The sequence below is a fragment of the Nitrospirota bacterium genome (genome assembly GCA_016219645.1).
GTDB lineage: Bacteria > Nitrospirota > Nitrospiria > Nitrospirales > Nitrospiraceae > Palsa-1315.
Window position 1 is genome coordinate 38,665 of record JACRLR010000019.1, and the last position, 23,888, is coordinate 62,552.

The following is a 23,888-nucleotide window of genomic DNA, read 5'->3' on the forward strand; positions in this document are numbered from 1 at the left end:
GGCCCCCTTATTTTTTATAGAACTGCCGATACCACTCGACGAAACGGGGGATTCCCACTTCGATGGGGGTAGCCGGCTTGAATCCGACATCCTGTGAGAGATCTTCGATGTCGGCATAGGTGGCAGGAACGTCACCTGGCTGGATGGGCAACAATTTCTTCTTCGCCTGTTTTCCGATCGCCTGTTCCAATACCTCGATAAAGCGCAAGAGTTCGACTGGCTGATGATTCCCGATATTGTAGATCCGGGCCGGTGCTGAGCTGGTTCCGGGGTCCGGTCTGTCGCCGGACCAGGCTTGGTTCGGCTTGGCTGGATGGTCGAGGGTCCGGATCACCCCTTCGACGATGTCATCGACATAGGTAAAGTCTCGCCGCATCTTTCCGTGGTTGTAGACCTCGATCGGTTTTCCTTCCAGAATCGCTTTTGTGAAAATGAAGAGTGCCATATCGGGTCTCCCCCAGGGCCCATAGACCGTAAAAAACCTCAGGCCAGTGCAGGGGATTCGATAGAGGTGCGCATAGCAATGGGCCATAAGTTCATTGGCCTTTTTGCTGGCTGCATAGAGAGAGACCGGATGGTCGACGTTGTCATGAATCGAAAACGGCATGTGGGTATTGCCGCCGTAGACGGAACTCGACGAGGCATAGACCAGGTGTTCAACCTTTGCCTGTCGGCAACCTTCCAGAATGTTCAGAAACCCTTCGATGTTGCTGTCGGTATAGGCATGGGGATTCACCAGCGAATAGCGCACACCGGCTTGCGCCGCCAGATGGACCACCTTCGTGATCGATTGTGTAGCGAAGAGCCTGCGCATTTTCACCCGGTCGGCCAGATCGGTTTTGGTGAAGGTGAACTCCTTGAAGGGTTTCAGTCTAGCCAGTCTCGCCTTTTTCAACCGCACGTCGTAGTAGTCGTTGATGTTATCGAGCCCGATCACCCGCTCGCCCCGCTCCAGCAATCTGATTGCCGTATGAAAGCCGATGAATCCGGCGACACCGGTGACAAGAATCGGGGCCTGCTGTATTTTTCGCAGAGTCATAGTCGGTCCTTATAACCTTTCAAGATGGCACGGTGTGATTACTAGATTTCATAAACGGAGGATCGCTGTGGTCAAGGCGATAGAGCGACAGAGGCGCCAGAGATGCCCCGGTTGTCACTGGTTGCACCGACCCGTCGGTCGTGCGACGAAATAGATCCAACGCATGAGCGTAATGATACCCGCATCTCTGCCCGGCGAGAAGTTCTTTGAGAGTTTCCGGCTGTTCCCAGTGGGCAGTGAGCAGCGAGGTCCTGGCCTGGTTCCGTCGGCTGAACATGAAAGAGAGATGGTCGGGATACCAATCTGCGCCGCCGGTGGCATAGGACACGAACAACGTCGCCTGCGCCGCCGCGCAGACCTCGGCTAGATAGGCATGTGTGAGATAGCCGTTTTCTCCCACATCGAGCCATCTTCCGGGATGAGACAAGGGCGCATGGGCTGCATGGCCACGAACTTCGAGCAGTTGTTGTTGCGAAGCGAAGACCAACGGGATCGGCCCATGCCTCTGCACGAGGGCCTGAATCACCCTGTCCGTGAGAACGGATTTGCCGCTGTTCGTCGGCCCGCTGTCCGCATGCACGAGCATGTTATAGCCGCGATCGGCGATGAGATAGCAGTTGCGGGGCATCTCCAGATCGCAGGGGTCTTCGCCGTAGAACGGCACGGAGTAGACAGCCCCTCCTTCGAACGCCCAGCTTTCTCCGTGCGCCAATTCGATCACCTGCCCGAATCCCAGTTCCCGTAAAAGCGATAGATAGTCGTAGTAGAGATTACGCCGGTTCCTCCGGCTTGGCACGATGATCGGCGTGTCTTTGGGCAAATGTAAGAGTGTGCGTGGATCGACATGATCGTCGTGATCATGGGTCAAGAAGACAGCGCCAGGTTTGGGCAGCAGCGATCCCCACAAGGACGGGATAGAGGATTCGGCAAACCATGGAAGGAGCCAGGGATCGAACAGCAGCACTTGGTCCCGCTGCCGATATAGAAGCGCGGCATGGCCGAGATGGACCGTGTCCGTATCTTGTAGCGCCTCGAACCAATGGGATCTGATGGAGGAAGTATTCGAGCTGACGAAACACTCATGTTGGTGAAGCGATTCGATCAATCGGGTCAGAAGGCGCTCTCCGTCTCGCCCCGAGGTTGCCACCACCGTTCTGATTTCGCCGGCCTGATGCGTGCCGTCCAAAAACCCCAGGACCTTTCCCACCAGCGGTCCTAACCGTCGCTGATCGAACCCAATCGGAATGGCCTGCCGTTTCACGGAATTGTAGATCCGGAGCCCGCCGTTTGTGACCCTGGCGGATTTGGTCGGGTCGGTTGGGAACTCCCATTGAAACGTGCCGTCTGCCATCCGTCCACACCGAATGTGCTGCTGCAGATAGGGGCGGGCGCTGATCAGTTCCGTATAGGCATCTTCCAATCGCCTCTGTCGATCGGGGTCGTCGAGCGGGGCCCGTTTGGAAAAGACATCGCTGATGGCCGTATCGATCGCGCTGGAGAGGAGATTATGGGCCTCATGGAGACTTGCGACGACCTCGGGCGCCACTCCTGCGACAAAGGGGAAGGGGCCGGGAGGCTCGGCGCTCTCCAATTGGACCCAGGCCCAGGGAGCGAGGCTGAGATAGTGATGTTTGGGCAGGCTGTCCCAGATCTTCATGATCGTAAGGTGTAAGGCGTGAGGCGTAAGGGGATCACCCCTCCGTCTCCGACCGTGTTTTTCTCAACCATCACCTCACCCCTCACGCCTTACCCATTTCGTGTGAATTCCAGTTTGCTGATGGAGGGTTCGTACAGTGCCTGAATGACCGTTCCGTCCGGATCGCAAAAGTAAAAAGAGTAACTGCCATCGCGGTGCTGTTTCGGCTGCTTCAAAATTTTCCCGCCCAGCTGCGCGAGGCGAGGTTCAATCTCCCGATACATCCGGTCGACTGCCTCAGGACTCTCAAGAATCACGCCGATATGATCCAACAGTTGCCCAGTCAAGGGTTGATAGGATGGAAGCTCGGAGGGAGGAATCTGATGTAACGCGAAATTATCCGAACCGGAGCTGAAATACACATTGTCCGCATCCGGCTCCCATACCACCTTCATTCCCAACAACTCTTCATAGAATGTGCGAGAACGAGCCAGGTTTCTGACGCGCAACGCCACATGGCGTAATCCTCGATGGAGTGGAACAGTCATAGCTATCCTCAATCGTGACCGTATAGTAGGGAGCGACTATGACTCCGTCAATCGAAAATCCCAAGCAGGAAGCTGTAAGAGCCCGCCAGCAGGGAGAGGGATGGCCCCGATGAGTCCCCTGTGCTCGCGCAACGCGCGCCCTCGGAAGGATGGGAAGGGCAGCCTGGCCGTCCTCCTGCTCGCGGAACGCGCACGATAAGAATGTGCTCGTTCGACGCGCGCAATCGAGGAACGACCAGGCTACCCTCGAACATGTAATGGGAGGATTGAATGGACGCGCGCAGTGGGGGACCATCCGGGCCATCCCGGGACAACATCAATGAGCAAGCTTGGAAGAACTATTTCATTGCTCGCTGCGGCCTTGCTTGGGACGAGGCGCCTCTCGGCGCGCCAGGGTCAGGGGGGGAGAAGTTCAGGCTTTTTGAGCATCCTATGTCCTGTACTTCTGGTGCCAGATCGATGGCTGCGTCTCCAATCTCGGCTTATGGTATGGTGAGGATGCCCACACTTCCGATGTAAATTTGAGTTTTTCATTCAGGGCCATGACACAAAATCAGAGTTTTAGAGGATTGGCGGTGGCCGCGTTCGAAAGCCGTATGGCAACGGAGATGGCTCGATTGATCGAACGGTACGGCGGCCGACCCTTTGTGGCTCCTGCCCTCCGGGAAATCCCCATTCAGGACAATCCCACTGTGCTGCAGTTCGGCGCCAGACTGATTGACGGGCAGGTCGACATTCTCATCCTCATGACTGGCATCGGCACGACGACTCTCTTCGAAATTCTACGTTCGCACCACCGCATGCCATCGATCATGGAGGGGCTCAATCGGACGGCGATAGTCACTCGTGGCCCGAAGCCGGTTGCAGCACTCAAGGCCCTTGGCATCATCCCGACACTCACTGTGCCGGAACCGAACACGTGGACAGAGGTCGTCGCGACGCTTGATGAATATCGGCCTGTCAGAGGCCTCCGCGTCGCTGTCCAAGAATACGGCGTATCCAATCCGGATCTCTTGAATGCCATGAGACAACGTGGCGCCGAGGTCTTTCCCGTGCCCATTTACCGTTGGGCGCTTCCCGAAGACAAGGGCCCGTTGGAACAGGTGCTCGGAAGGATCATGGCTGGGGGGATAGAGGTAATGCTGGTCACCAACGCTGCGCAGATCGATCATGTCATGCAATTACTCGAAGAGGAAGACGCGACCGCGCAGTTCAAGCTGGCATGCAAGAAGATGGTCGTCGCGTCCATCGGCCCCACAGCCAGTGAACGACTCCGTCATCACGGTCTCCCTATCGACTTCGAACCGTCCCACCCAAAGATGGGCATCCTGGTCAAAGAAATCTCCGAACAGATTTACTCTCTGCGTGAAGCAAAAATAGCGAAGCAACTGTAGTCTGCCCATAAGGCCGTTTCTGACATAGAACCCCGCAACCTCGAGGGGTTCCATATCAGAAAATCCGACTCAAATATTCAAAAACCAAAAGGGCTTTGACAAACCACTTGCGCAGAACAGACACGCAATGTCCGGATACTTGCAGGCCAGTTCAGAAGCCATTGCAGGCTGTTCAGAAAGGCCGTCCAGCAAGGCCGCAGCAAGCGACGAGGCGAAGCGTACTCTCTGTAGTACGTTGAGCCTCAGCGCGCGGCGAGAACGCCGCTGGCGGACGTTGTCAACAGCCTGCTAAAAGAAGAGTTTGGCGCCGAAGAGAAAGCCAAAGGACGAGGCGTTCCAGTCGTCCACACGAGCCCCGCCGATCGTGGCGTGACCATCGTTGCGCTTGTAGGCCATTTCCGTGTTCAGCGCGAACTGTCTGGTGAACATGTAGTCGGCGCCCCAGCCGAGTCGCCAGGCAAAGTTGTTGCTGGGTGAAATGGTAGTTCCGACGTCTTCACCAAAGCTGTTGACGTTCACGCCAAAGCTCATGTTCGCGTAAGGAATGACCGGGCCGAATTTGACCGGACGGACTTCCACCGTCGGAAGCACAGAGACTGTGTCTTGATGGCCCAAGTCCCCGTCGGTCTGTTCTACATTTACGGAATGGCGTTCCCACTCCAACATCATCCCGAGCAAGAGCCACTTGTTGAGGCTATACATCCCTTGAAAATTGACTAAGGAGCCCACTTCGGTTGAGGTATTATCAGTCAACGATTGGGTCAACGGCGCAAATCCTGCGCGCATGCCGAGCACGACCTTACCCGGTTCTATCCCGCCCTGCTCCATCTTCCAGGCTTCTGCGCTTGCGTGGCTGCCCAGGGCAAGCGAGCTAAGCAGCATGAAACCTACCAACCCCCACCGAACCATGACGACACCCATAATAATTAAACCTCCGTGAGGTGATGATGTAAATTGGCCACAGGCTCCCGTTCAGCCTGCGTCAAGATAGCAAGTTCGATGCCTGGATATCCACTGAGTCGATTGTGGTCTGGTAAACAAAATTGCTCAATAAGTAGGAAATCATAACCAGATTATGGTTGCGAGTGATTCATGGGCAGCCTTGATCCCGTTTTACTTCGGGATTAATGGCTCATTGCCGACACAGGGTGTATCCGTAGCCCTACAGGGGGGAGCGCCTCAAGAAATGTGCGAGGACTCAGATAGCACACGTGAGAGGGAGTTGAAATCAATTGAGGGCAAGAGACCGCCGTTGTCTCTTGGGAGAAAGCAAGACTGCGATAAAGAAGAGCAACGTGGCAAGCAGCACAATGGCAGGACCGGATGGGATATCCCAGTAAGAAGAGATGAGGACTCCTCCGACTGAACAGGAGACTCCAATGATGATGGAGTACCAGGTCAGCGTCGAGAGGCTATGCGTCAGTTGGTAAGCGGTGGACGCTGGAATCAGGATCATCGCAAAGACCAGGATCCCGCCGACGGTCTTGAGCGATATCACCACTGTGAGTGCGATCAGGGTCAGTAAGATGAAGTATATGCGCCTGGCCGGTATTCCGGAGGCTTCCGCCATTTCTTGGTCGAACGCGATGAAGTAGAGTTCCTTCGAGAAGAGCACAAGTGCTCCGATGACGATGATGCTCAATACGGCAATCGTGAGTAGCTCTTCATTGGTTACTGCGAGCACGTTTCCGAAGAGGTAGCCATAGACTTCGGCATTATAGGTCTTCATCAGGCCGATGAAGAGAATGGCCAGGGCCATGGTAGCGGTGTAGAGGATGCCGATGGAGACATCCAGCTTCATGCGGCCTTTTTCTTCGACCCATCCCGTGACCCAAACCGTGGCAAGGCCGAACAGCAAGGCCATCAGTAGTGGCGGCCAGCCCATGAGATAGCCGAGCGCAACCCCGGCAAACGCCGCATGTGCCGTACCGGCTCCCATAAACGCCAGTCCACGGAGCACGACGAAGACCCCGATCGTCGAGCACAAGGCGCCGACCAGCGCAGCAGCCAGTAGCGAGCGTTGCATGAAGTCGTAGGTGAATAGTTCAAGCATCGTACGTTCTGATCAATGATGGTGGTGATAATCCTCAACGATGACGAGATCTTTGTCTGTAATAACAAGGTCTTTCCCATAGACTTGGCTGAGGATGTCCGGTTTCAGGACATCGGCAGGCGGTCCTGCGGCATAGAGGCGTGTTTTGAGAAGCACGAGCCGGTCTACCCGCGAACGGATCATGTTGATGTCATGGGTGATCAACAGAACAGTCAGGCCCAACTCTTCGTGCAGATGTTGCACCAACTCCACGACGTTGTGCTGCGTCGTGATATCCAGTCCGGTCGTTGGCTCGTCAAGTAGCAAGATCTGTGGCTGCTGCGCTAACGCTCGGGCGATGAAGACCCGCTGCTGTTGTCCTCCGGAGAGCAGGCCCAGCGCTGTGTCCTTGTGCATATCCATCCCGACGTGAGCCAGTGCTTCCATCGCGATCTCGCGATCCTTCCGCCCCGGGCGTTTGAACAGGCCTAAGGCCCCATACCGGCCCATTGTCACTGTCTCAAGCACCGTCACAGGAAAATTACGGTCCACGACTCCCTTCTGTGGAAGGTAGCCGATCTTGGCCCTGTGATGACAGCGCAACTCATCACAGGCACAATCGAAGATTCTCAGGTGCCCCTTCAGTGGAGCCATCAACCCGAGAACTGCGCGGCAGAGTGTTGTCTTCCCTGACCCGTTGGGTCCAATAACCCCTACGAACTCGCCAGGTTGAATCTCGAGTGAAATATCTTCGAGCGCAACCACCCCGGGGAATCCAAAGGTGGCATGGTCGAAGTGAATGAAAGGAGGAGGCTGAATGGCCACGTCGGTAAGACTCCTATCGGAACAGGCCGCTGGAGGCGCTCTAGCAACAGCTAGGTTGTCTCCAGTGCGTTGGCCAATTGGAGCACATTATAACGGAGCATGTCGAGATAGGTCTCTGTGTGCGGGAGTCCTCCCGGGAGTGTGGTGAGCACCACCACTCGCGCGCCGGTCTCTTTGGCCAACAGGTCGGGAATCTTTTGGCTGAGCTGAACTTCCGAGACCACGACCTTGATCCGGTTCTTCTTGATCATCGCGATGAGGTTGTGAAGATGGAGCGCCGATGGTTCGCTCCCGGACTGGGGTTGGATCGTCCCGACTACTTGGAATCCGAATCGCCTCGCGAAGTACGGCCAGGCCGGGTGATGGGAGATGAATCGCCGATCAGAGAGCCGTTTGATTCGATCGTTCAGGTCCCCTCGAAGCTGGTCCAACTTTCGAAGGTAGGAGGCCTGATTGGCCCGATATTCATTCGCATGGGCCGGATCCGCCTGAATGAGCGCTTCCGTGATATGCCGCATCATGGTCGCCGCATTCTCAGGATCCATCCATACGTGAGGATTCCCGTGGTCAGGCTCTTTGGCGGCATGAGCTGTGCTGCCATGGTCCGGTCTGTCGCGAAGCAGTGCGATGCCCTTGGAGGTGGTGATGACCCGGAGTGAGGAGCTGCCGGCGTTCTTCACCAACGAGGAGACCCATACCTCGAGACCGATACCGACTTCGAACAGCAACCGGGCTTTCCGGACGGCGACGAGATCGCTTGGTTTGGGAGAATAGGTATGTTCGTTTTCATACCCGCTCAGCAGGGATGTGACGCGCACATAGGGTCTGCCGACTTGTTCAGTCAGATCCTTTAAAACTGGAATCGTGACCACGATATTGAGAGGTTCAGTAGGGGAGCCGGCAAGGGCCGGCGGTGTGGCGAGGGGGCCATAGCTAATCAGGATTGCCCCAAGAAGGCGCACCAATTGGAAACGTGGCATGGGTGAGGACGCTAACATTGGGTATCTTCGTTGTCAACGCAACCGGTGGCGAGTCTGTCACGTCAGTTTGGTTGAACCGGGCAGATGGAAGAACCCGATGAAGCGGACATACCACACACAAAAAGAGGACGACCGTTATGTGGGCAAGGCATCAACGGCGCCGAATTCAATGAGCCCCTGCTGGTGAGCTGCAATGAGCAACTGTTGCCGATTGGAGACATGCAGCTTACTAAAGATCGCGGTAAAGTGATGGCGGACCGTCGTTTCTGAAATGTATAGCCTGTCTGCGATCTGTTTGTTCTTTAAACCCTTCGCGAGGAAATGGACGATCTCAAGTTCTCGAGAGGTGAGGCTCTCAATAAACCCTGCCTGAGTTCGATCCTTGTTTCTGTCCGAAGACCTATCGTGGGTCAGGCCTAGGGGGGGGTGCGCCGGTCGATTGTCCACGGATCCTGCCGCAAAGCCGCGGAGTGAATCAATGGCGGCAAAGAGTACGGCAGGCGGTTGAATGGTGAGCACGACTCCGTCTGCGCCTGCTGCTAAGGCCTCGCGTGTCAGCTTCGTGTCGTCCAATCCGCTCAGGACCAAAATATTCGAATCAGCGGATGCCGCGCGCAATTTTCTGATGAGCTCAGACGTGTGTACATCGGCCAATTCCAGATCGACGATGATGACCTGCGGCCTTTTCAGAGCAATGATCTCCACCGCGGTAGCGCCCAGGGGTATGTCGTCAACTTCGGAAACGAGCGAATGGGTGTTCAAGATCATACGCAACCCCATGCGTATGGCAGCATTGCTGCTAATGAGCGCTATTCTAAGAAAGCGAGCATTCGATTCTTGGATGGGCAACGCCTTCGTCGTGTTCATTTGAAAGAACCGTAGTGTGTTTCAAATCCGTGGCCAGACCGACGAGAGATACTCCGGCCATGGACCTGTATGATGAGAAAGCTTCAGGAATTCAACGCTAAGCATCCTGCGTGTGCCCTCTGCATGTCTCCGGTCCGGCTCGCGCCGAACACAGTATGTATTCCTTTATATCCAGCGGAATCGGCTCCAGCCAATGATTACCGAGATATCAGCTGTATTTATATACCGACATGCCGACGAAGGCGCAATACAACAAAAGGTGTATGGACACAACTCAACCATGCAGTGATATCCGGGGAAATTCGCACTCCAATAATAGAATTTGGTTTTCTCGTCACCCATGCAACTGGTTGAAATGCCACAGCTGCTGGTTTGGCGGATGCGTTGCCGCCTTATGCCTACGGGCAGGTAGGCCCTACAAAAGAGGGGGTATGAATGTCGTAGTTCTTTAGAGGTATTGGCCGTTATGAGAAATGGGAGGATACGACGATGTGGGAACTTGCAAACATAGGTTATAAAGCACGCGTTCTTAATCTTAATAAGAATGTAGGCGCTTCTAATAAAGACTGGGAGTGGATGGGCGAAGCTCTATCAGGAAAGGATCATGCACCCATGATATTGCAAGAATACCCAGCCGCTTCTTGGTACGCTCTTACAACACGTTCGCGGCAGGAAAAATTGGTTCGTGATGGTCTTGCCGACAGAGAGATCGAGCAACTCCTGCCCCTGACCAGGCGTCTGAGCCAGTGGTCGGATCGGAAAAAGTGGATTGAGGTGCCGTTATTCTCCGGTTTTTGTTTCGGGAGATTTTCGCTCGAGAACCAGTTGTCGGTGCTCACAGTCCCCGGCGTTGTGAGAATCGTGGGATGCAAAGGCCCTGAAGCCATCCCGGATGAAGAAATGCTGTCCCTTCAGAAGCTGGCTGTCAGTGGACTAGATTACGAGCGGCATGAGTATTGTGAAGAAGGAATGATTGTCGAGGTGATAGGGGGCCCGCTCGCAGGAGTGAGGGGCACTCTTATTCGGAAAGCCGGCCGTGATCATGTTGTGGTCCGGGTGCGTCTGATCCAACAATCTGCATCGGTAGAGGTTGTGCGCAGTAATATCAGACCGGTGCGCAATGCAAACGACCTCCCTCCAGCCCGCGATGTTCGTAACAGTTTCTTCCGAAATCCCACTAACGCATATTCCTCGTGATACAGATCTCGTCCGAACGTTTCTGGCTTTGAGTTTCTCGTTTCATGTTATTCGATTCGGATCGCTTAAACTCCTAATGCAAACCTGAAACTAGAAGGCAACCACTCAGAACGCCAGTGGGTGCGACTGCGGGATGTTCCGAGATGTGCCGATGGCGTGGAAGCGTCGGCGGATGGGGCAAGGCAAGCGCACCGAACTCAACCAGGCGGTCCAATTCATGAGACGCTCAAACTTTTCCGATGATGAAATAAGAAGCATATTGAGAGAGGCTGACGGAGGTCTGAGGCCAAGCGTCGTGTGCCAATCACACGGGATTTCCGTGCAAACTTTCTACCGGTGGAAAACACTGTTCGGAAACCACAGTGGGATGATCATCGTGCGATTGCGCAATCTTGAATTGGAGAATCGTCGTCTTAAGCAAACTGTGGCGGAGCTTTCTCTCGATATACGCACGCTGAAAGTCGCGATTTCCAAAAGTCTTCACTGACGTCAGAGCTGTTCAGAACTCTGAAGTAACACCGGAGCAAACGCCCAAAGATCTTATTCATTGGCCCATTCATTGTTGATATGCTCAAATCAAGGAATGTTGGGTTGTAGGCTTGCCGCTACGCGGATTCCAGCAGCGGACCCTCCAAGGGTATCCATGATTCGTTCTCTTCAGGCAGGCGCATGCGTCATAGGTGTTCTTGCCATTTTAGTGACGACCGAACTGACATTGGCACAACAACCCGTCGTACCGGGCGACCCTTCTCAAACCGCGGCGTCCATCCAGAGTGCATCGGGGGATACTTTCTTGTCTCAGTTCGCCAACCCGGCGCTCCGGGGATCCTTGTATTTGACCCCACAGTGGCCCATGACCGGTTATTATCCCCTATTTCCTGGAGGCTTCGCTCAACCTCTTCGCACCGATGGGGTTTCGGTGGGGCCGCTCCGGCTGCGTCCCCACATGGGGGTGGCCCAAATGTACACCGATAATGCGTTCAGGACCAACAGCAACAAAATCAGCGACTATGTGACGACCCTTGCACCGGGTATCCAGGCACAATTGCCGTTCGGAGGTTTTCATAGCTTCATGATCGATTATCGCACCAATATTCAATACTATTCACGGACTCCGTCGAACGATGTCCAGGATCAGACCGCAACAGGAGGATTCAAATTCAATTTCCCCGGCGGCCTCAATATCGACCTCCAGGGCCACCATAAGCTCGGACATGACCCCAGAGGTTCTGCCGTGGATGATGTGAATACGCAGGGTCTCGAGGTGAACAAATGGACAGCCAATGGTTTCACCGGCCAGGCTGAATACCTTGGAGCGCAGTCAAGTGTGAGCCTGAACGTGCAAACGATTCGCTGGGACTATCTGAACAATAACCAGAGCCCCAGTCGAGATCGGCTGACGAATCGTGCCGGCCTGACGTTCTCTCGCAACGTCACAGGCAAAACGTCTCTGCTGGTCAACGTTGGCGCGCTTCAATCAATTTATGACCAGAATAAGAATCTTGATAATGTCATATATACCTTCAGCGGCGGAGGGACATGGAATATCACCGATCTGACTTCCGGAGAGATTCTGGTCGGATATCAGATCGTGCAATTTTCCAATGCGGAGGTCAATCAGCCTCCTCCGTTGAGCCAATTTTCGAGGGACAAAGATAACTACTCCAATTCCTATTTCATGGGGAGGCTCAATTGGCAGGCGACACCTCTGCTGAGGATCACTTTGCAGCCCTATAGGACGGTCCAACAGATCGTAACAAACGGGTCTCTGTTCTATACAGCAACCGGTGTGAATCTTACAGGAAGGCATGAATTGACCGACAGCACGACCATAAATCTCAATCTGGGGTTCGAGGAGGATAATTTTCAAAGTTCTGGTTCCGGCGGCTCCGACAGAACCGACCAATTAAAGAACGTCGCTATCGGAATGAATTACCGAGCTGTCAAATGGGTGGGACTGGGTATCCAATACATTTTTGAGGACCGGAACTCCAATCAGAGTCAGTTTACCTACCAAGCAAACACTGTGATGTTATCTGCTCAGGTGCTCCTCTAGTCGCACGCTCAAACATTGTCAGCATTCTGAAAGGCTGAGGTTCAGGCCAAGGATGAGATTGCAAGATCTCGACTCTCACTCCGGCCGCACTGGACGGCCTTATTGAGCATCCTCCGCCGTTCCGGCTCCCTCACTACGCAGAAGATGACACCTGCTTCTTGAATTACCTCAGAGTTCTTCCTCAACCTGTTTACAGGGAGACCTGTCTATCATGGATCGCAATACGGATTTTATTCCATTCCAATCACCCCAAAGTGATGACTCTGAGAACGCCCTCGCGGACTATGCCGGCGCCTGTCGGCGGCGGATATGGCTTATCGTCGGGTGTACGGTGGGGTTTGCAGCGGTTGCGGCGGTCTGGTCACTCATGCAGACGCCGCTCTATCAGGCGAAAGCCACGGTGGTCGTCGACAAAGCAGGACCGAGCGGTCTGGAAAGAGACCGGGAATACCGTCAGGACCTTACCCCGGAATACTTCCAGACTCAGTTTGAACTGATGAAAAGCCATCATATATTTCAACGAACTGCACAGCTCCTTCATCTGTCCGAGCGGCCGGAGTACAAACCTAACCCCTCAGCACTGAAATCACTATGGGGTAGCATATTTCCCGGCCCGCCAAGCATGGATGCTGTCGAGCGGAAAAATGGAGCGGGTGGACCGTCATTGGAAGAAGAAGAAATTGACGATCGATTACTCAAGCGTTTTGCTGAAACTGTCGAGATCGTGCCGATTCGGGGCGCAAGACTGGCTCATGTGATCGCAACCTCTGAGGATCCACAATTTGCCGCTCTGATCGCCAATACCCTGGCGTCGGTCTACATCGAACGCACCCAAGAGCTGAACGCAGTGTCGAAGGAAAAAGCCGCTCAGTGGTTTACCAACAATCTCGATGGCCTGCGGAAGAAAGCCGAAGCGGCTCAACAGGCGCTGTATCGTTTTCGTGTGAAGCATGGGTTGTTGGGAGGGAAGGATCGACAATCGGCGGCCACGCAAGCGAACAGCGAATTGGACTCGGAGCTTGTCAGGGCGGAAATGAAGCGAGTCGAGGCCCAATCGCGGATGGAGCAACTTCAATCGGTCTTGCGTAACCGAACCGGTCAGAATGGCGTGACCGAAATCGACTGGTCGAGCTTGGATGCCTTGACCGAAGTGCTGAACTCGCCGCTGATTCAGACGCTGCGGGCGCAGGAGATCAGGGCGTCAGGACAGGTTGCCGAGCTGGCGGAAAAGTATGGCCCGCTTCATCCGAAACTGGGTCGCGCACAGGCGGAGATGCAGGATCTTCGTGAGCGGATCCGGCAAGAGGCGCAGAAAATTTTCGACTCTGTGAAACACGAATATAACGCGGCATCCAGCCGGGTACGCGTCATGAAGGAAGCAGCGGGTCGACATAGACAAGAGAAAATCCAGCTTGAGCAGCATGAAGTCGAGTACGGAATCCTCGAACGGGAGGCAGAAAGCACGCAGCATATATATGATGTCTTTCTGAAACAGACGAAAGAAGCCGATCTCCCGGTGGGATTGGGAGCTGCCAATGTGTATCTCGCCGACGCCGCAGTGCCAAGTTCCATTCCAGTAAAACCCAGGAAGCAGCTCAACACTCTTTTGGGTCTTCTACTGGGACTCATGACGGGGGTCGGACTCGCGCTCGTCCTTGAAGCCCGCGACCGGACCCTGAAGGGGCCAAAAGATTTGGAGCGCTATCTGCCCAAGGTCTCCTTGCTGGGTGTGTTACCACTCTTGCCGAAAGCCGGGACCGGAGAGAGCACACGTCTCCTCACCGACCAATCCTCCGGCGCCACGGCTGAAAGTATCCGCATTATCAGGACCAGTGTATTGCTCTCCAGTCCCAACGAGTTGCCGGCCTGTGTTCTTATCACGAGCCCCGGAGAAAACGAGGGGAAGACCACGCTTGCAGTGAGCCTGGCGATCGCGCTGGCTCAGTTGAAAAACGCGCGAGTCTTGCTGATTGATGCGGACTTCCGGAAACCACCTCACCGGTACATCCACGGGATCCAACGCAACGGAAATCAGACGAAAGGACTCGCCGGTTTCCTGTCTGGAAGCATGAAACTGGAAGAAGTTATTCATCAAACCGACATTCCAAACCTCTCCGTGATTCCTCGAGGGAAGCGACCATCCAATCCTTCGGAACTGTTCCACTCCAAGCAGATGAGACTGCTGCTGAATCGATGTCGAGAGGAGGGGTATCACGTCATTCTGGATGCTCCACCGGTCCTCCCTGTCACCGACCCTGTGATCCTCGCACGCCAGGTCGATGGCGTGCTCATGGTGGCCAGTGTCGGTCAGACAACCAGGGAAGCCTGTCGCTTGGCGATCCAACGACTGACGGGGGCGGGAGGGAACATATTGGGAATCGTCCTACAGAAAGTCCATGTCCCGGATAACTCGTACTTCTGTCATGTGCCTGAGGAAGGTGACGAAGCTGATGATAATGGATTGGTTTCTGAAGCCGATCAATGGAGTTCCTCTTCGAAGTTCTAAATCACTACAGGTAGGTGGGACTGCGTGACAATTCTACGGGCAGGGCCCTTCCACACGGGCCCTCGATCGCACCATGCAGAAGAGACTAGTAGATGGTTGGAAACATTGGGATTATGAAGAGCGCCGTGCAAGTCGGCCTGAACTGGTGGAACACCTGGCGGGAACAATCGATCAACCGTCGGATCTTTGCCGCCATGCTCACGGTCGGTGGGGTGACCGTTGTCGTCAAGCTGGCTGCGGCTGCCAAAGAGATCGTCGTAGCCTCCCAATTCGGCACGAGCGACGAATTAGATGCATTCCTGATCGCGTTCCTGCTGCCGCAATTCGCCATAAATTTGATCGGGGGGTCCTTAAATGCTGCGCTTATCCCAACTTACCTTCAGGTGCGGGAACAACAGGGGAAGGAGGCGGCCCAGCGTCTATTATCGGGCGTCATGGTCTTGAGCGTCGGCTTTCTAGTCGGCCTGTCCGTGGTGCTAGCGGTCACTGCCTCGTACATCCTTCCACTGGTGGCGTCTGGATTTTCCCCCGAAAAGCTGGCCCTTGCCCGATCATTGTACTATGGGTTGCTGGCCACGCTGGTCTTGAGTGGGTTGGCCACAACCTGGGGAGCCATTCTTAACGCAGAGAACCGCTTTGCCCTACCGGCTGCGGCACCGGTGGCCACCTCGATTCTCACAGTGCTTGTGGTCATAGGCATCGCAAAACAGTGGGGCGGTCATGCCCTTGTCTTAGGGGTTGTCGGAGGAGTGCTGATTGAAACAGTCATGCTGGGGTGGGCGCTTGCACAAGAAGGGGTATCGCTGATTCCCCGGTGGAGCGGAATCTCTCCTGCCGTCAAAGAAGTATTACGGCAATATGCCCCAATGGTCGCCGCTGGCTTCTTAATGGGCGGCGCTGCCGTCGTGAGCCAATCCATGGCCGCAATGCTTGATTCAGGCAGCGTGTCTGCATTGGCCTATGGGAACAAGGTTACGAGCCTTATTATTGGCATTGGCGCGGTTGCTGTGAGTAGAGCAGTCCTTCCCCATTTTTCCCGTATGGTCATCGCAATGGATTGGGATGGGCTCCGGCACACCCTCCTCATGTACTCTCGGTGGCTCCTCATCGTGACACTCCCTGTGACGCTGGCTCTGATCTACTTCTCTGAGTCCATTGTGGCGGTGCTGTTCCAGCGGGGCGCATTTACGGAAGCGGATACCAACTTGGTGGGCCGAGTGCAGGCAATGTTGTTGTTACAAGTTCCCTTGTACATGGTGAGCATGTTATTCGTGAGACTGATTTCTGCCTTCAAGGCCAATCATTGGATGCTGTGGGGCAACGTCATCAACCTCTGCCTGTGTATTGCCCTGACCTATGTCTTTATGCAGTGGTTCGGCGTGGTGGGTGTCGCATTGGCTACAAGTATCATGTACATCATGTCATGTGGCTTTCTGGTTCTTGTTTCATTGCGACTGATAAAGGAGAAGACGGGTGAGCGGCGATAAGGCTGAGAAACATAGAGTGTGATGGGTAGGGGAGCATGCGCATAACACTGGTGGTTTCGTCTGTTTCCGGTGGCGGAGCAGAAGCGGTACTGGCCGGCATGGCCAATTACTGGGCCGAACGGTCGCATGAAGTGACGCTCATCACAGTTACTTCAGCAAAACACGACATCTTCCCGCTTCATCCTGGCATCCGTCGAATCGGCCTGAGGCTCATGGGAGACTCTTCCCATGTTGTTGCGGCTGGGTGGAACAATTTCCGGAGGCTCACGCGCTTGCGTCAAGCGATCAAGGTAAGTCACCCGGACGTGGTCCTGAGTTTTATCGATAAAACGAATGTCCTTACATTGGCGGCGAGCCTTGGGTTAGGGATACCCGTCATCGTGTCCGAACGCAATGACCCCCGTCACCATGACATCGGAACCGTCTGGGCTAGGCTGCGGCGCTTGCTCTACCCACAAGCCACGGCAGTGGTAGTACAGACCGATGGAGTTCGGATTTGGGCCGAACGGTTTCTGAAGAGTCATAGGGTCCATGTCATCCCGAATGCCGTGTCTGTTCCGGACGGAGTGCGCAAGGGTCGTACTGAGATAAAGCCCCCGGGATGGAGGGTTGCGGCCATGGCACGGCTTCAGCCTCAGAAGGGACTTGACATCCTGCTGAAGGCCTTTGCTCAATGCGCCAGGAAACACTCCGATTGGTCCTTAATCATTGTCGGGGAAGGTGGAGAGCGGAAGCGGCTGGAGGCATTGGCCATTGAGTTGGGCATAGCGAATCGTGTGAGTATGCCGGGGCGAATGCGCTATCCCTGGAGGACCCTGTGTGGGACCGATCTGTTCGTCCTGTCATCTAATTATGAAGGGTTCCCGAATGCTCTGATGGAGGCGATGGCCTGCGGACTTCCAGCGATCAGTACTGACTGTCCCAGTGGACCAAGGGAAATTATCCGTGACGGCGTTGACGGTCTCTTGGTCTCTCCCAATGATGTACCTGCCCTGGCAGGAGCAATGGATCGCTTGATGGCAGATCCAACGGAACGCCAACGGTTTGGTGCGCGTGCACCCGAAGTCGTTGAACGGTTCAGCAGAGACAAAATTATGAGCTTGTGGGACGAGTTATTGTCGCGCATATCGCGCGACGAACCGATCATGGGGCCGGTCAGATTTTTTGCCAAAGATTACCAGCCTGAGACGACCCCCTGAAATCGTTTTCCTTCTTCGGTCACTGAACTAGTGTCGGAGAGGCATGAGTATCAACAATAGGCGGGCTTCCGTCAGCATCCAAGCTGTTCGATCTTCGACGTAGAGCCAAGAACCCTTCTCGCCACCGTTTCTGTATCATTTCGGCAGCACCGGAAACCCCAATCATATGGACAAGGCATACAGACGCTCGCAATTCTCCAACGACGAGAGATTGACCGACCCGGCAACAACCTCCTATGTCGTCGACCATAAAGAAATGAACATGTTGAGCAAAGCGAAAGTGAAAGCCCCAATTACCGTCCTGTGCTTGATCACATGCATCGGCCCCGGCGGCGCTGAGACGATGCTGTACAAACTCCTCTCGCGCCTGAACCGGACAAGATTCACAGCCCAGGTCATTTCTCTCGTCGATCTGGGTCCCAATGCTGTTACTGAGAAAATCCTCAAGCTAGGGATCCCGATACGCTACTTAAAAATGCGACAAGGAAGGCCAAACCCTACCTCTTTGGCACGGCTGATTCGTTGGCTAAAAAAAGACCCGCCGGATCTGATTGTGGATGTACCACTCCGACCTGATCGGTGGCTTGGCGGCTCTATTGGCGGGAGGTATCCCCGTGGCCTGGGGAATCCGGCACAGCAATCTCAATCCTGAAGAAAGCAGCCGCCTTACTGTTCTTACAATGAAAGCCTGTGCATTGTTGTCACGCTGGTTGCCGGACCGAATTATTTGTTGTTCGTTTAGGCTTCGCGACAAGTCCATACGGCACTTGGATATGCAGCCGAGAAAATGGTGGTCATTCCCAACGGATTTGATCTTGAAACATGCAGGCCGGATTCAGCGGCACGCGAGTCAGTCCGGAACGAATTACAAATCCCCGAGGATGCTCCAGTCATCGGCTTGGTAGCACGCTTTAACCCTCAGAAAGACCATCGCACCTTTATCCAGGCTGCGAGATTGCTCCACAACGACAGACCGGACGTGCGTTTCGTGCTTTGCGGGGCTGAAGTGAGTTGGGACAATCAGGCCCTGGTCAGGTGGATCGAGGAGGGAGGTGTTAGAAAGCAGGTTTACCTGCTGGGAAGGCGTAATGATATTCCCAGGCTGACCGCCTCCTTCGACATTGCCTCTTCCTCTTCTTCCTTTGGTGAGGGGTTTCCAAATGTTCTCGGCGAGGCCATGAGTTGTGGTGTGCCCTGCGTGACAACCGATGTAGGGGATTCCGCTCTTATCGTGGGACAAAATGGCATGGTCGTGCCGCCAAGTATGAATCCATTTTTCAGAAAGTCGCCTGCGGCGAACGTGTCTAGCAGGATTCTTCCGTGACTCGGGGACACACAAAAGAAGTATGCACAAGGTAACTTTGCGTGAAGCACGATAGGCGAACAGGATCACGCAGCCTACAGATTGAATGAGGGACTTTCCCCAATGTGCGGTATCAGTGGATTTCTTGAGCCATCTCGTCGATCCGGGAACCGGGAGCTTCAGCGCACCGTCTTGAAGATGGTGAACACCCTTCATCACCGAGGGCCGGACGACGGTGGTGCCTGGGTGGATGCTGAAACCGGGATCGCCCTAGGACATCGGCGCTTGTCCATCGTAGACATTTCACCGGAAGGCCACCAGCCGATGCGTTCCGCGTGCGGACGGTTTGTGATCAGCTTCAACGGCGAAGTCTATAACTTCAAAGAGTTGCGTCGTGAGCTGGAAGATTTAGGGTATGCCTTCCGTGGCCATTCGGATACAGAGATCATGCTGTCCTCCATTTCCCATTGGGGTGTGGTCCCCTCACTAAGTCGCTTTAACGGAATGTTCGCATTCGCCTTGTGGGACCGCCAAGAACGGGAGCTGCACCTGGTGCGTGACCGGCTCGGCGAGAAGCCGCTCTATTACGGATGGATCGGCAAAGCGTGGGTGTTCGGTTCAGAACTCAAGGCCTTGCGGGCTCATCCAGACTTTCATGGAGAGATTAACCGTGATGCGCTGACGCTCTATTTTCGCCACAACAATATTCCAGCTCCCTATTCGATCTACAAGGACATCTCTAAGGTGCTGCCGGGAACAATCGTGACATTGGCCCGAACCGACGGTGGCTATTCCCCTAGAGTTACTCGTTACTGGTCCGCCCGGTCCGCGGCGGAACGAGGTTTGACCGAGCCGTTTGCCGGCTCCCAGACGGAGGCTCTCGATTGCCTGGATGGATTACTCAGGGACACGGTCAAACACCGGATGATCTCGGACGTGCCGCTGGGTGCCTTTCTTTCTGGAGGAATCGATTCCTCGACGATAGTTGCCCTCATGCAGGCCCAAAGTGAAAAGCCCGTACAAACCTTTACGATTGGCTTTCATGAGGCAGAATACAACGAAGCTACGCAAGCGAAGGCAGTGGCACGGCATTTGGGAACAGCCCACACCGAGCTGTATGTCACCCCGGAAGAGACGATGGCGGTCATTCCCAAGCTGCCATCTCTCTACGACGAACCGTTTGCAGACGTTTCACAAATCCCGACATTCTTGGTTTCCGAGTTGGCCTGCCGGAACGTAACTGTGGCCCTGTCGGGTGACGGCGGGGACGAACTCTTCGGCGGGTACGAACGCTACATCAGGGGTCTCGCCATTTGGAACAAGGTCGGCTGGATGCCCGCGTGGGCCAGCACCATTTTGGCGCGCTGTCTACGGACGTTGTCAGTGCAATCGTGGGACAACGTGTTTCGGATCTTCGACTTGGTGGCACCGAAAGTGCTCGGTCATCGGAGTCCCGGAGACAAGCTCCACAAGCTTGCGGAGGTCATACTGAGGGGAGGACCTCCGGGAATCTACCTGCACCTCGCCTCGCATTGGGCCAAACCTTCCTCGCTGGTCTTGGGCGGATCGGAACCGTTAACAGTCGTAACAGATCCATCGCACCGGATTGAGCGGCTACAGTTTCAGGAACACATGATGTACTGGGACATGGTCTCATACCTGCCTGACGACATTCTGGTCAAAGTGGATCGGGCCAGCATGGGGGTGAGCCTGGAGTCTCGCGTGCCGTTCCTGGACCACCGTATAGTCGAGTTCGCCTGGCAGATACCGTTGGAGATGAAAATCCGCAATGGTCGAGGAAAGTGGCTTTTACGGCAGCTACTATACAAGTATGTCCCGCCGGCGCTCATCGACCGGCCTAAGATGGGATTCGGAGTCCCGATCGAGACCTGGCTGCGCGGCCCCCTACGGGAATGGGCCGAAGACCTATTGACCGGAAAAAAATTGGAGGATCAGGGATTCTTGGACGCCAATCCGATCCGGGAACGATGGAACCAGCATATCTCGGGAACCCGCAATTGGGAATATGAATTGTGGGATGTGCTCATGTTTCAAGCATGGCTGGGGCGTGAACAGCAGTACGTATAGCACTTGAATCAATACCGCGAGCGAGTTTGAAGGGAGAAGATTTCTTACGCCCTACCGCGAAACAATTATTCTTGGAAGTGAGTCCGCTCTTGGACGAGCCTACGGCGACCCGCGCTCTAATGGAGAAAGAGTTCTTCTCCTCAATACGCCTGAGCAACGGCGCGCATAAGACAACAGCGCCCCTGCGACTGGATGACGCGAATAGGCTTTTGATTGCCGTTGGGACGGGTTGGTGCCCCATACCGGTCGAAGGGGAACCGGAGGGGAATATAAACGAAGAGTTTGGAGAATACTGATTCACAAGGAGAAGTCATGGCCGGGACTACCCGTGGCACAATGGTACTGAGCCTTGATCTGGAGCTGGCGTGGGGGCGTTTCGACAACATTCCGGTCGAGGTTCTCGGCACTGAGTCGTTAGCGGAGCGACAGCAAATCAGGCGCTTTCTTGCCCTCCTTGACCAATATGAGATTCCAGTCACCTGGGCAGTGGTTGGTCATCTCATGTTGGACGGTTGCGTCAGGGATCATCACGGCCGCGCGCATGCCGAGACGATGCCCCACGCACAGTACTCCTGGTACTCTCGTGACTGGTATAGCTGTGACCCCTGTACGAACGGTTCTCTCGCCCCCGGCTGGTACGGCCTCGATATCCTGGAATGGATACGCTCGACCAGGGTTCGCCATGAAATCGGGTCCCACTCCTTCGCGCACATTGTGTTTGGAGATCCGGAATGCAGCGCCTCCACTGCCGAGGCCGACATCAAGGCAGCTGTGGAAGCCGCGGCCTCCAGGGGGATTACCCTGAACAGCTTCGTCTTTCCTCGAAACAGGGTCGGTCACCTGGAAACGTTGAAACGGTTGGGGATATCGGCCTACCGAGGAGAAGCTCCTGCGGTCGGCGACGGATATGCGGTTGTTCTGAAGCCGGTAAACTTGCTGAGACAGGTTCTGGCCCTTCCGATGGAGCCGGTTCGACCGGAAGAGACCCTGCCAGGGCTCTGGAACATTCCTGGAAACCATTTCTTCCTGCCTCGAAAAGGTATCCGCAAGATTCTTCCGCGAGGAGGTCAGGCACTGCGAGCGAAACGATGCATCGACAAGGCTGTGAGGACTGGCCGGCTCTACCACATGTGGTTTCACCCATTCGACTTGCTGACAGACTCGGACGCCATGTTCGCGGGATTAGAAACGGTCTTCGTCCATGCGCGGCGCCTTCGGGAGGAAGGGCTGCTCGATATCCTGACCATGGAAGACTATGCGCGGTGTTTGGAAAGAGAAAAATATGGCGCCCCGCCAGAACTCAAGTGATTGACGGAAATCTCACTCGATAGGCACTCGTCGCACAATGGGACCGCTCGGCGCACGGAGCATGGCGCAGCCTATTCTCGGCAGCGTCAGGACTGTTCCCTGTGACGCTCCACAAATCCGTTGTGAAGGAAACTCGTGAAATTGCAAGAAGCTGTTGATCACATTCCTCAGCGAGTCGAGCAATCGAGCTAATCCATGAAAGTGGTGTTTCTCACTCGCGAACTCGACTACGGTGGCGCACAACGACAACTCGTTGCGTTGGCCAAGGGGCTTCACGCCAGGGGGCACAGGGTCGTCGTCGCGCTGTTCTACTCCGGCGGACCGTTGGAGCAGGAGCTGCTGGAAGCGGGGGTCCGGATTCGACCGCTGCAGAAGCGCGGGCGGTGGGATCTGCTGCCTTTCCTGTTCCGACTCGCCCAGGTCATGCGGGAGGAGCGTCCCGACATCCTGCATAGTTATCTCACCGATCTTGTGACGGTGGCCCTCAAACCGTGGCTCCCTTCGACGAAGATCGTGTGGGGTATTAGGTTCTCCAGCATAGATCTCAGCCAGTATGATCTGGTTACGAGGGTCAGCTGCAAACTGACTTTCCGGCTGTCGCGCTTCGCGGATGCCGTCATCGCGAATTCCCGATCAGGAAGTGACTATCATATCGCCCAAGGGTACCCCCGGGCGAAAGTAGTCGTGATACCCAACGGGATCGATACGAATCGGTTTCATCCCGATCCGGAGGCGCGTCATCACGTCCGATCCGAGTGGGGCATCCAGGACCATGAGCAGGTGATCGGGATCGTGGGGCGACTGGACCCTGAGAAGGATTATCCCACTTTTCTCCACTCAGCAGGGTTGTTGGCGCAGGAACGGAAACATCTTCGGTTCGTGTGCGTGGGAGAAGGACCGGTTGAGTATCGCGATTTGCTCCATCAACTGACTCGAACGTTGAAGTTAACTGAACATGTGATCTGGCTGGCCGGACGCAGCGACATGCCCGCTGTCTACAATGGACTGGACCTGCTAATCAGCAGCTCGACCACCGAGGGATTCAGCAACGTCGTCGCAGAAGCCATGGCCTGTGGGGTGACGTGTGTCGTGACGAACGTCGGCGATTCTGCCTGGCTTGTGGGGAACCTAGGTGAGGTGATTCCGCCTCGTGATCCGGTCGCGTTGGCGAACGCATTGAATAAGTTGATCGATCGAAGACCGCATACTCCGGCTCAAATCCGCCGGCGCATCGTCGAGCAATTCTCGTTTGAGAAACTCGTGAACGATACCGAGCACGTTCTTCTCACGTTGCTGCAAGGCACGGTTCACGATCCCTCGAGTACTGCGCGGATGGAAAACGGTGAGCCAGAGAAATTCCCTGTTGGAATGAACAAGAGGCCGAGGGCGTTGTGACTCGCGAGAGGTAGATCGGCCTGGACCG

The 23,888-nt window shown here is 55.1% G+C and carries 20 protein-coding genes; 12 read left to right on the forward strand and 8 right to left on the reverse strand.

All coding sequences use genetic code 11. The features are described 5' to 3' along the window. Positions 1-7: 7 nt before the first annotated feature. The 3 genes from HZB34_08580 to HZB34_08590 all read right to left on the reverse strand — a co-directional run bounded on the left by HZB34_08580 (position 8) and on the right by HZB34_08590 (position 3,223). Complete coding sequence (locus HZB34_08580; protein ID MBI5316012.1) at positions 8-1,024, reverse strand: NAD-dependent epimerase; 1,017 nt, start codon at positions 1,022-1,024, stop codon at positions 8-10. A 34-nt stretch (positions 1,025-1,058) separates the two neighbouring features. After that, positions 1,059-2,696: an MBL fold metallo-hydrolase gene (locus tag HZB34_08585; GenBank protein ID MBI5316013.1), complete on the reverse strand. Its 1,638-nt coding sequence runs from the start codon at positions 2,694-2,696 to the stop codon at positions 1,059-1,061. An 89-nt stretch (positions 2,697-2,785) separates the two neighbouring features. Continuing rightward, on the reverse strand, positions 2,786-3,223 hold the full coding sequence (locus tag HZB34_08590; protein ID MBI5316014.1) for a VOC family protein: 438 nt from the start codon (positions 3,221-3,223) through the stop codon (positions 2,786-2,788). 542 nt (positions 3,224-3,765) lie between these two features. Here HZB34_08590 and HZB34_08595 point away from each other — a divergent pair. Further along, positions 3,766-4,617 carry a uroporphyrinogen-III synthase gene (locus HZB34_08595; protein ID MBI5316015.1) on the forward strand — a complete coding sequence of 284 codons (852 nt, stop codon included), beginning with the start codon at positions 3,766-3,768 and terminating at the stop codon, positions 4,615-4,617. Between the two features lie 288 nt (positions 4,618-4,905). On the opposite strand, the gene HZB34_08600 is transcribed toward HZB34_08595, so the two are convergent. From HZB34_08600 to HZB34_08620, 5 genes are all read right to left on the reverse strand, one after another. Continuing rightward, positions 4,906-5,538: an outer membrane beta-barrel protein gene (locus tag HZB34_08600; GenBank protein MBI5316016.1), complete on the reverse strand. Its 633-nt coding sequence runs from the start codon at positions 5,536-5,538 to the stop codon at positions 4,906-4,908. 307 nt (positions 5,539-5,845) lie between these two features. Then, positions 5,846-6,670 (reverse strand): metal ABC transporter permease, encoded by an 825-nt coding sequence (locus HZB34_08605; protein ID MBI5316017.1) that lies wholly within the window; start codon positions 6,668-6,670, stop codon positions 5,846-5,848. Between the two features lie 12 nt (positions 6,671-6,682). Beyond that, on the reverse strand, positions 6,683-7,474 hold the full coding sequence (locus HZB34_08610; protein MBI5316018.1) for a metal ABC transporter ATP-binding protein: 792 nt from the start codon (positions 7,472-7,474) through the stop codon (positions 6,683-6,685). A gap of 50 nt (positions 7,475-7,524) precedes the next feature. Beyond that, positions 7,525-8,454 carry a zinc ABC transporter substrate-binding protein gene (locus HZB34_08615; GenBank protein ID MBI5316019.1) on the reverse strand — a complete coding sequence of 310 codons (930 nt, stop codon included), beginning with the start codon at positions 8,452-8,454 and terminating at the stop codon, positions 7,525-7,527. A gap of 135 nt (positions 8,455-8,589) precedes the next feature. After that, positions 8,590-9,222 (reverse strand): response regulator transcription factor, encoded by a 633-nt coding sequence (locus HZB34_08620; GenBank protein ID MBI5316020.1) that lies wholly within the window; start codon positions 9,220-9,222, stop codon positions 8,590-8,592. Positions 9,223-9,810: 588 nt separating this feature from the next. Here HZB34_08620 and HZB34_08625 point away from each other — a divergent pair. The 11 genes from HZB34_08625 to HZB34_08675 all read left to right on the forward strand — a co-directional run bounded on the left by HZB34_08625 (position 9,811) and on the right by HZB34_08675 (position 23,860). Next, positions 9,811-10,518, forward strand: a complete 708-nt coding sequence (locus HZB34_08625) for a UpxY family transcription antiterminator (GenBank protein ID MBI5316021.1) — start codon at positions 9,811-9,813, stop codon at positions 10,516-10,518. Positions 10,519-10,669: 151 nt separating this feature from the next. After that, on the forward strand, positions 10,670-11,005 hold the full coding sequence (locus HZB34_08630) for a transposase (protein ID MBI5316022.1): 336 nt from the start codon (positions 10,670-10,672) through the stop codon (positions 11,003-11,005). Positions 11,006-11,161: 156 nt separating this feature from the next. Beyond that, positions 11,162-12,574: an outer membrane beta-barrel protein gene (locus HZB34_08635; GenBank protein ID MBI5316023.1), complete on the forward strand. Its 1,413-nt coding sequence runs from the start codon at positions 11,162-11,164 to the stop codon at positions 12,572-12,574. Positions 12,575-12,785: 211 nt separating this feature from the next. Then, positions 12,786-15,080 carry a polysaccharide biosynthesis tyrosine autokinase gene (locus HZB34_08640; GenBank protein MBI5316024.1) on the forward strand — a complete coding sequence of 765 codons (2,295 nt, stop codon included), beginning with the start codon at positions 12,786-12,788 and terminating at the stop codon, positions 15,078-15,080. Positions 15,081-15,172: 92 nt separating this feature from the next. Continuing rightward, a complete protein-coding gene (locus tag HZB34_08645) occupies positions 15,173-16,567 on the forward strand; it encodes a polysaccharide biosynthesis C-terminal domain-containing protein (GenBank protein MBI5316025.1) in 1,395 nt (464 codons plus the stop codon). A 35-nt stretch (positions 16,568-16,602) separates the two neighbouring features. Next, positions 16,603-17,766, forward strand: a complete 1,164-nt coding sequence (locus tag HZB34_08650; protein ID MBI5316026.1) for a glycosyltransferase family 4 protein — start codon at positions 16,603-16,605, stop codon at positions 17,764-17,766. A 166-nt stretch (positions 17,767-17,932) separates the two neighbouring features. Then, positions 17,933-18,418: a hypothetical protein gene (locus HZB34_08655; protein ID MBI5316027.1), complete on the forward strand. Its 486-nt coding sequence runs from the start codon at positions 17,933-17,935 to the stop codon at positions 18,416-18,418. Between the two features lie 135 nt (positions 18,419-18,553). Next, positions 18,554-19,090, forward strand: coding sequence for a glycosyltransferase (locus tag HZB34_08660; GenBank protein MBI5316028.1), 537 nt, complete (start codon positions 18,554-18,556; stop codon positions 19,088-19,090). Positions 19,091-19,192: 102 nt separating this feature from the next. Further along, a complete protein-coding gene (asnB, locus tag HZB34_08665) occupies positions 19,193-21,157 on the forward strand; it encodes an asparagine synthase (glutamine-hydrolyzing) (protein ID MBI5316029.1) in 1,965 nt (654 codons plus the stop codon). Between the two features lie 312 nt (positions 21,158-21,469). Further along, positions 21,470-22,465 carry a polysaccharide deacetylase family protein gene (locus HZB34_08670; GenBank protein MBI5316030.1) on the forward strand — a complete coding sequence of 332 codons (996 nt, stop codon included), beginning with the start codon at positions 21,470-21,472 and terminating at the stop codon, positions 22,463-22,465. Between the two features lie 195 nt (positions 22,466-22,660). Next, positions 22,661-23,860: a glycosyltransferase gene (locus HZB34_08675; protein MBI5316031.1), complete on the forward strand. Its 1,200-nt coding sequence runs from the start codon at positions 22,661-22,663 to the stop codon at positions 23,858-23,860. Positions 23,861-23,888: the final 28 nt, after the last annotated feature.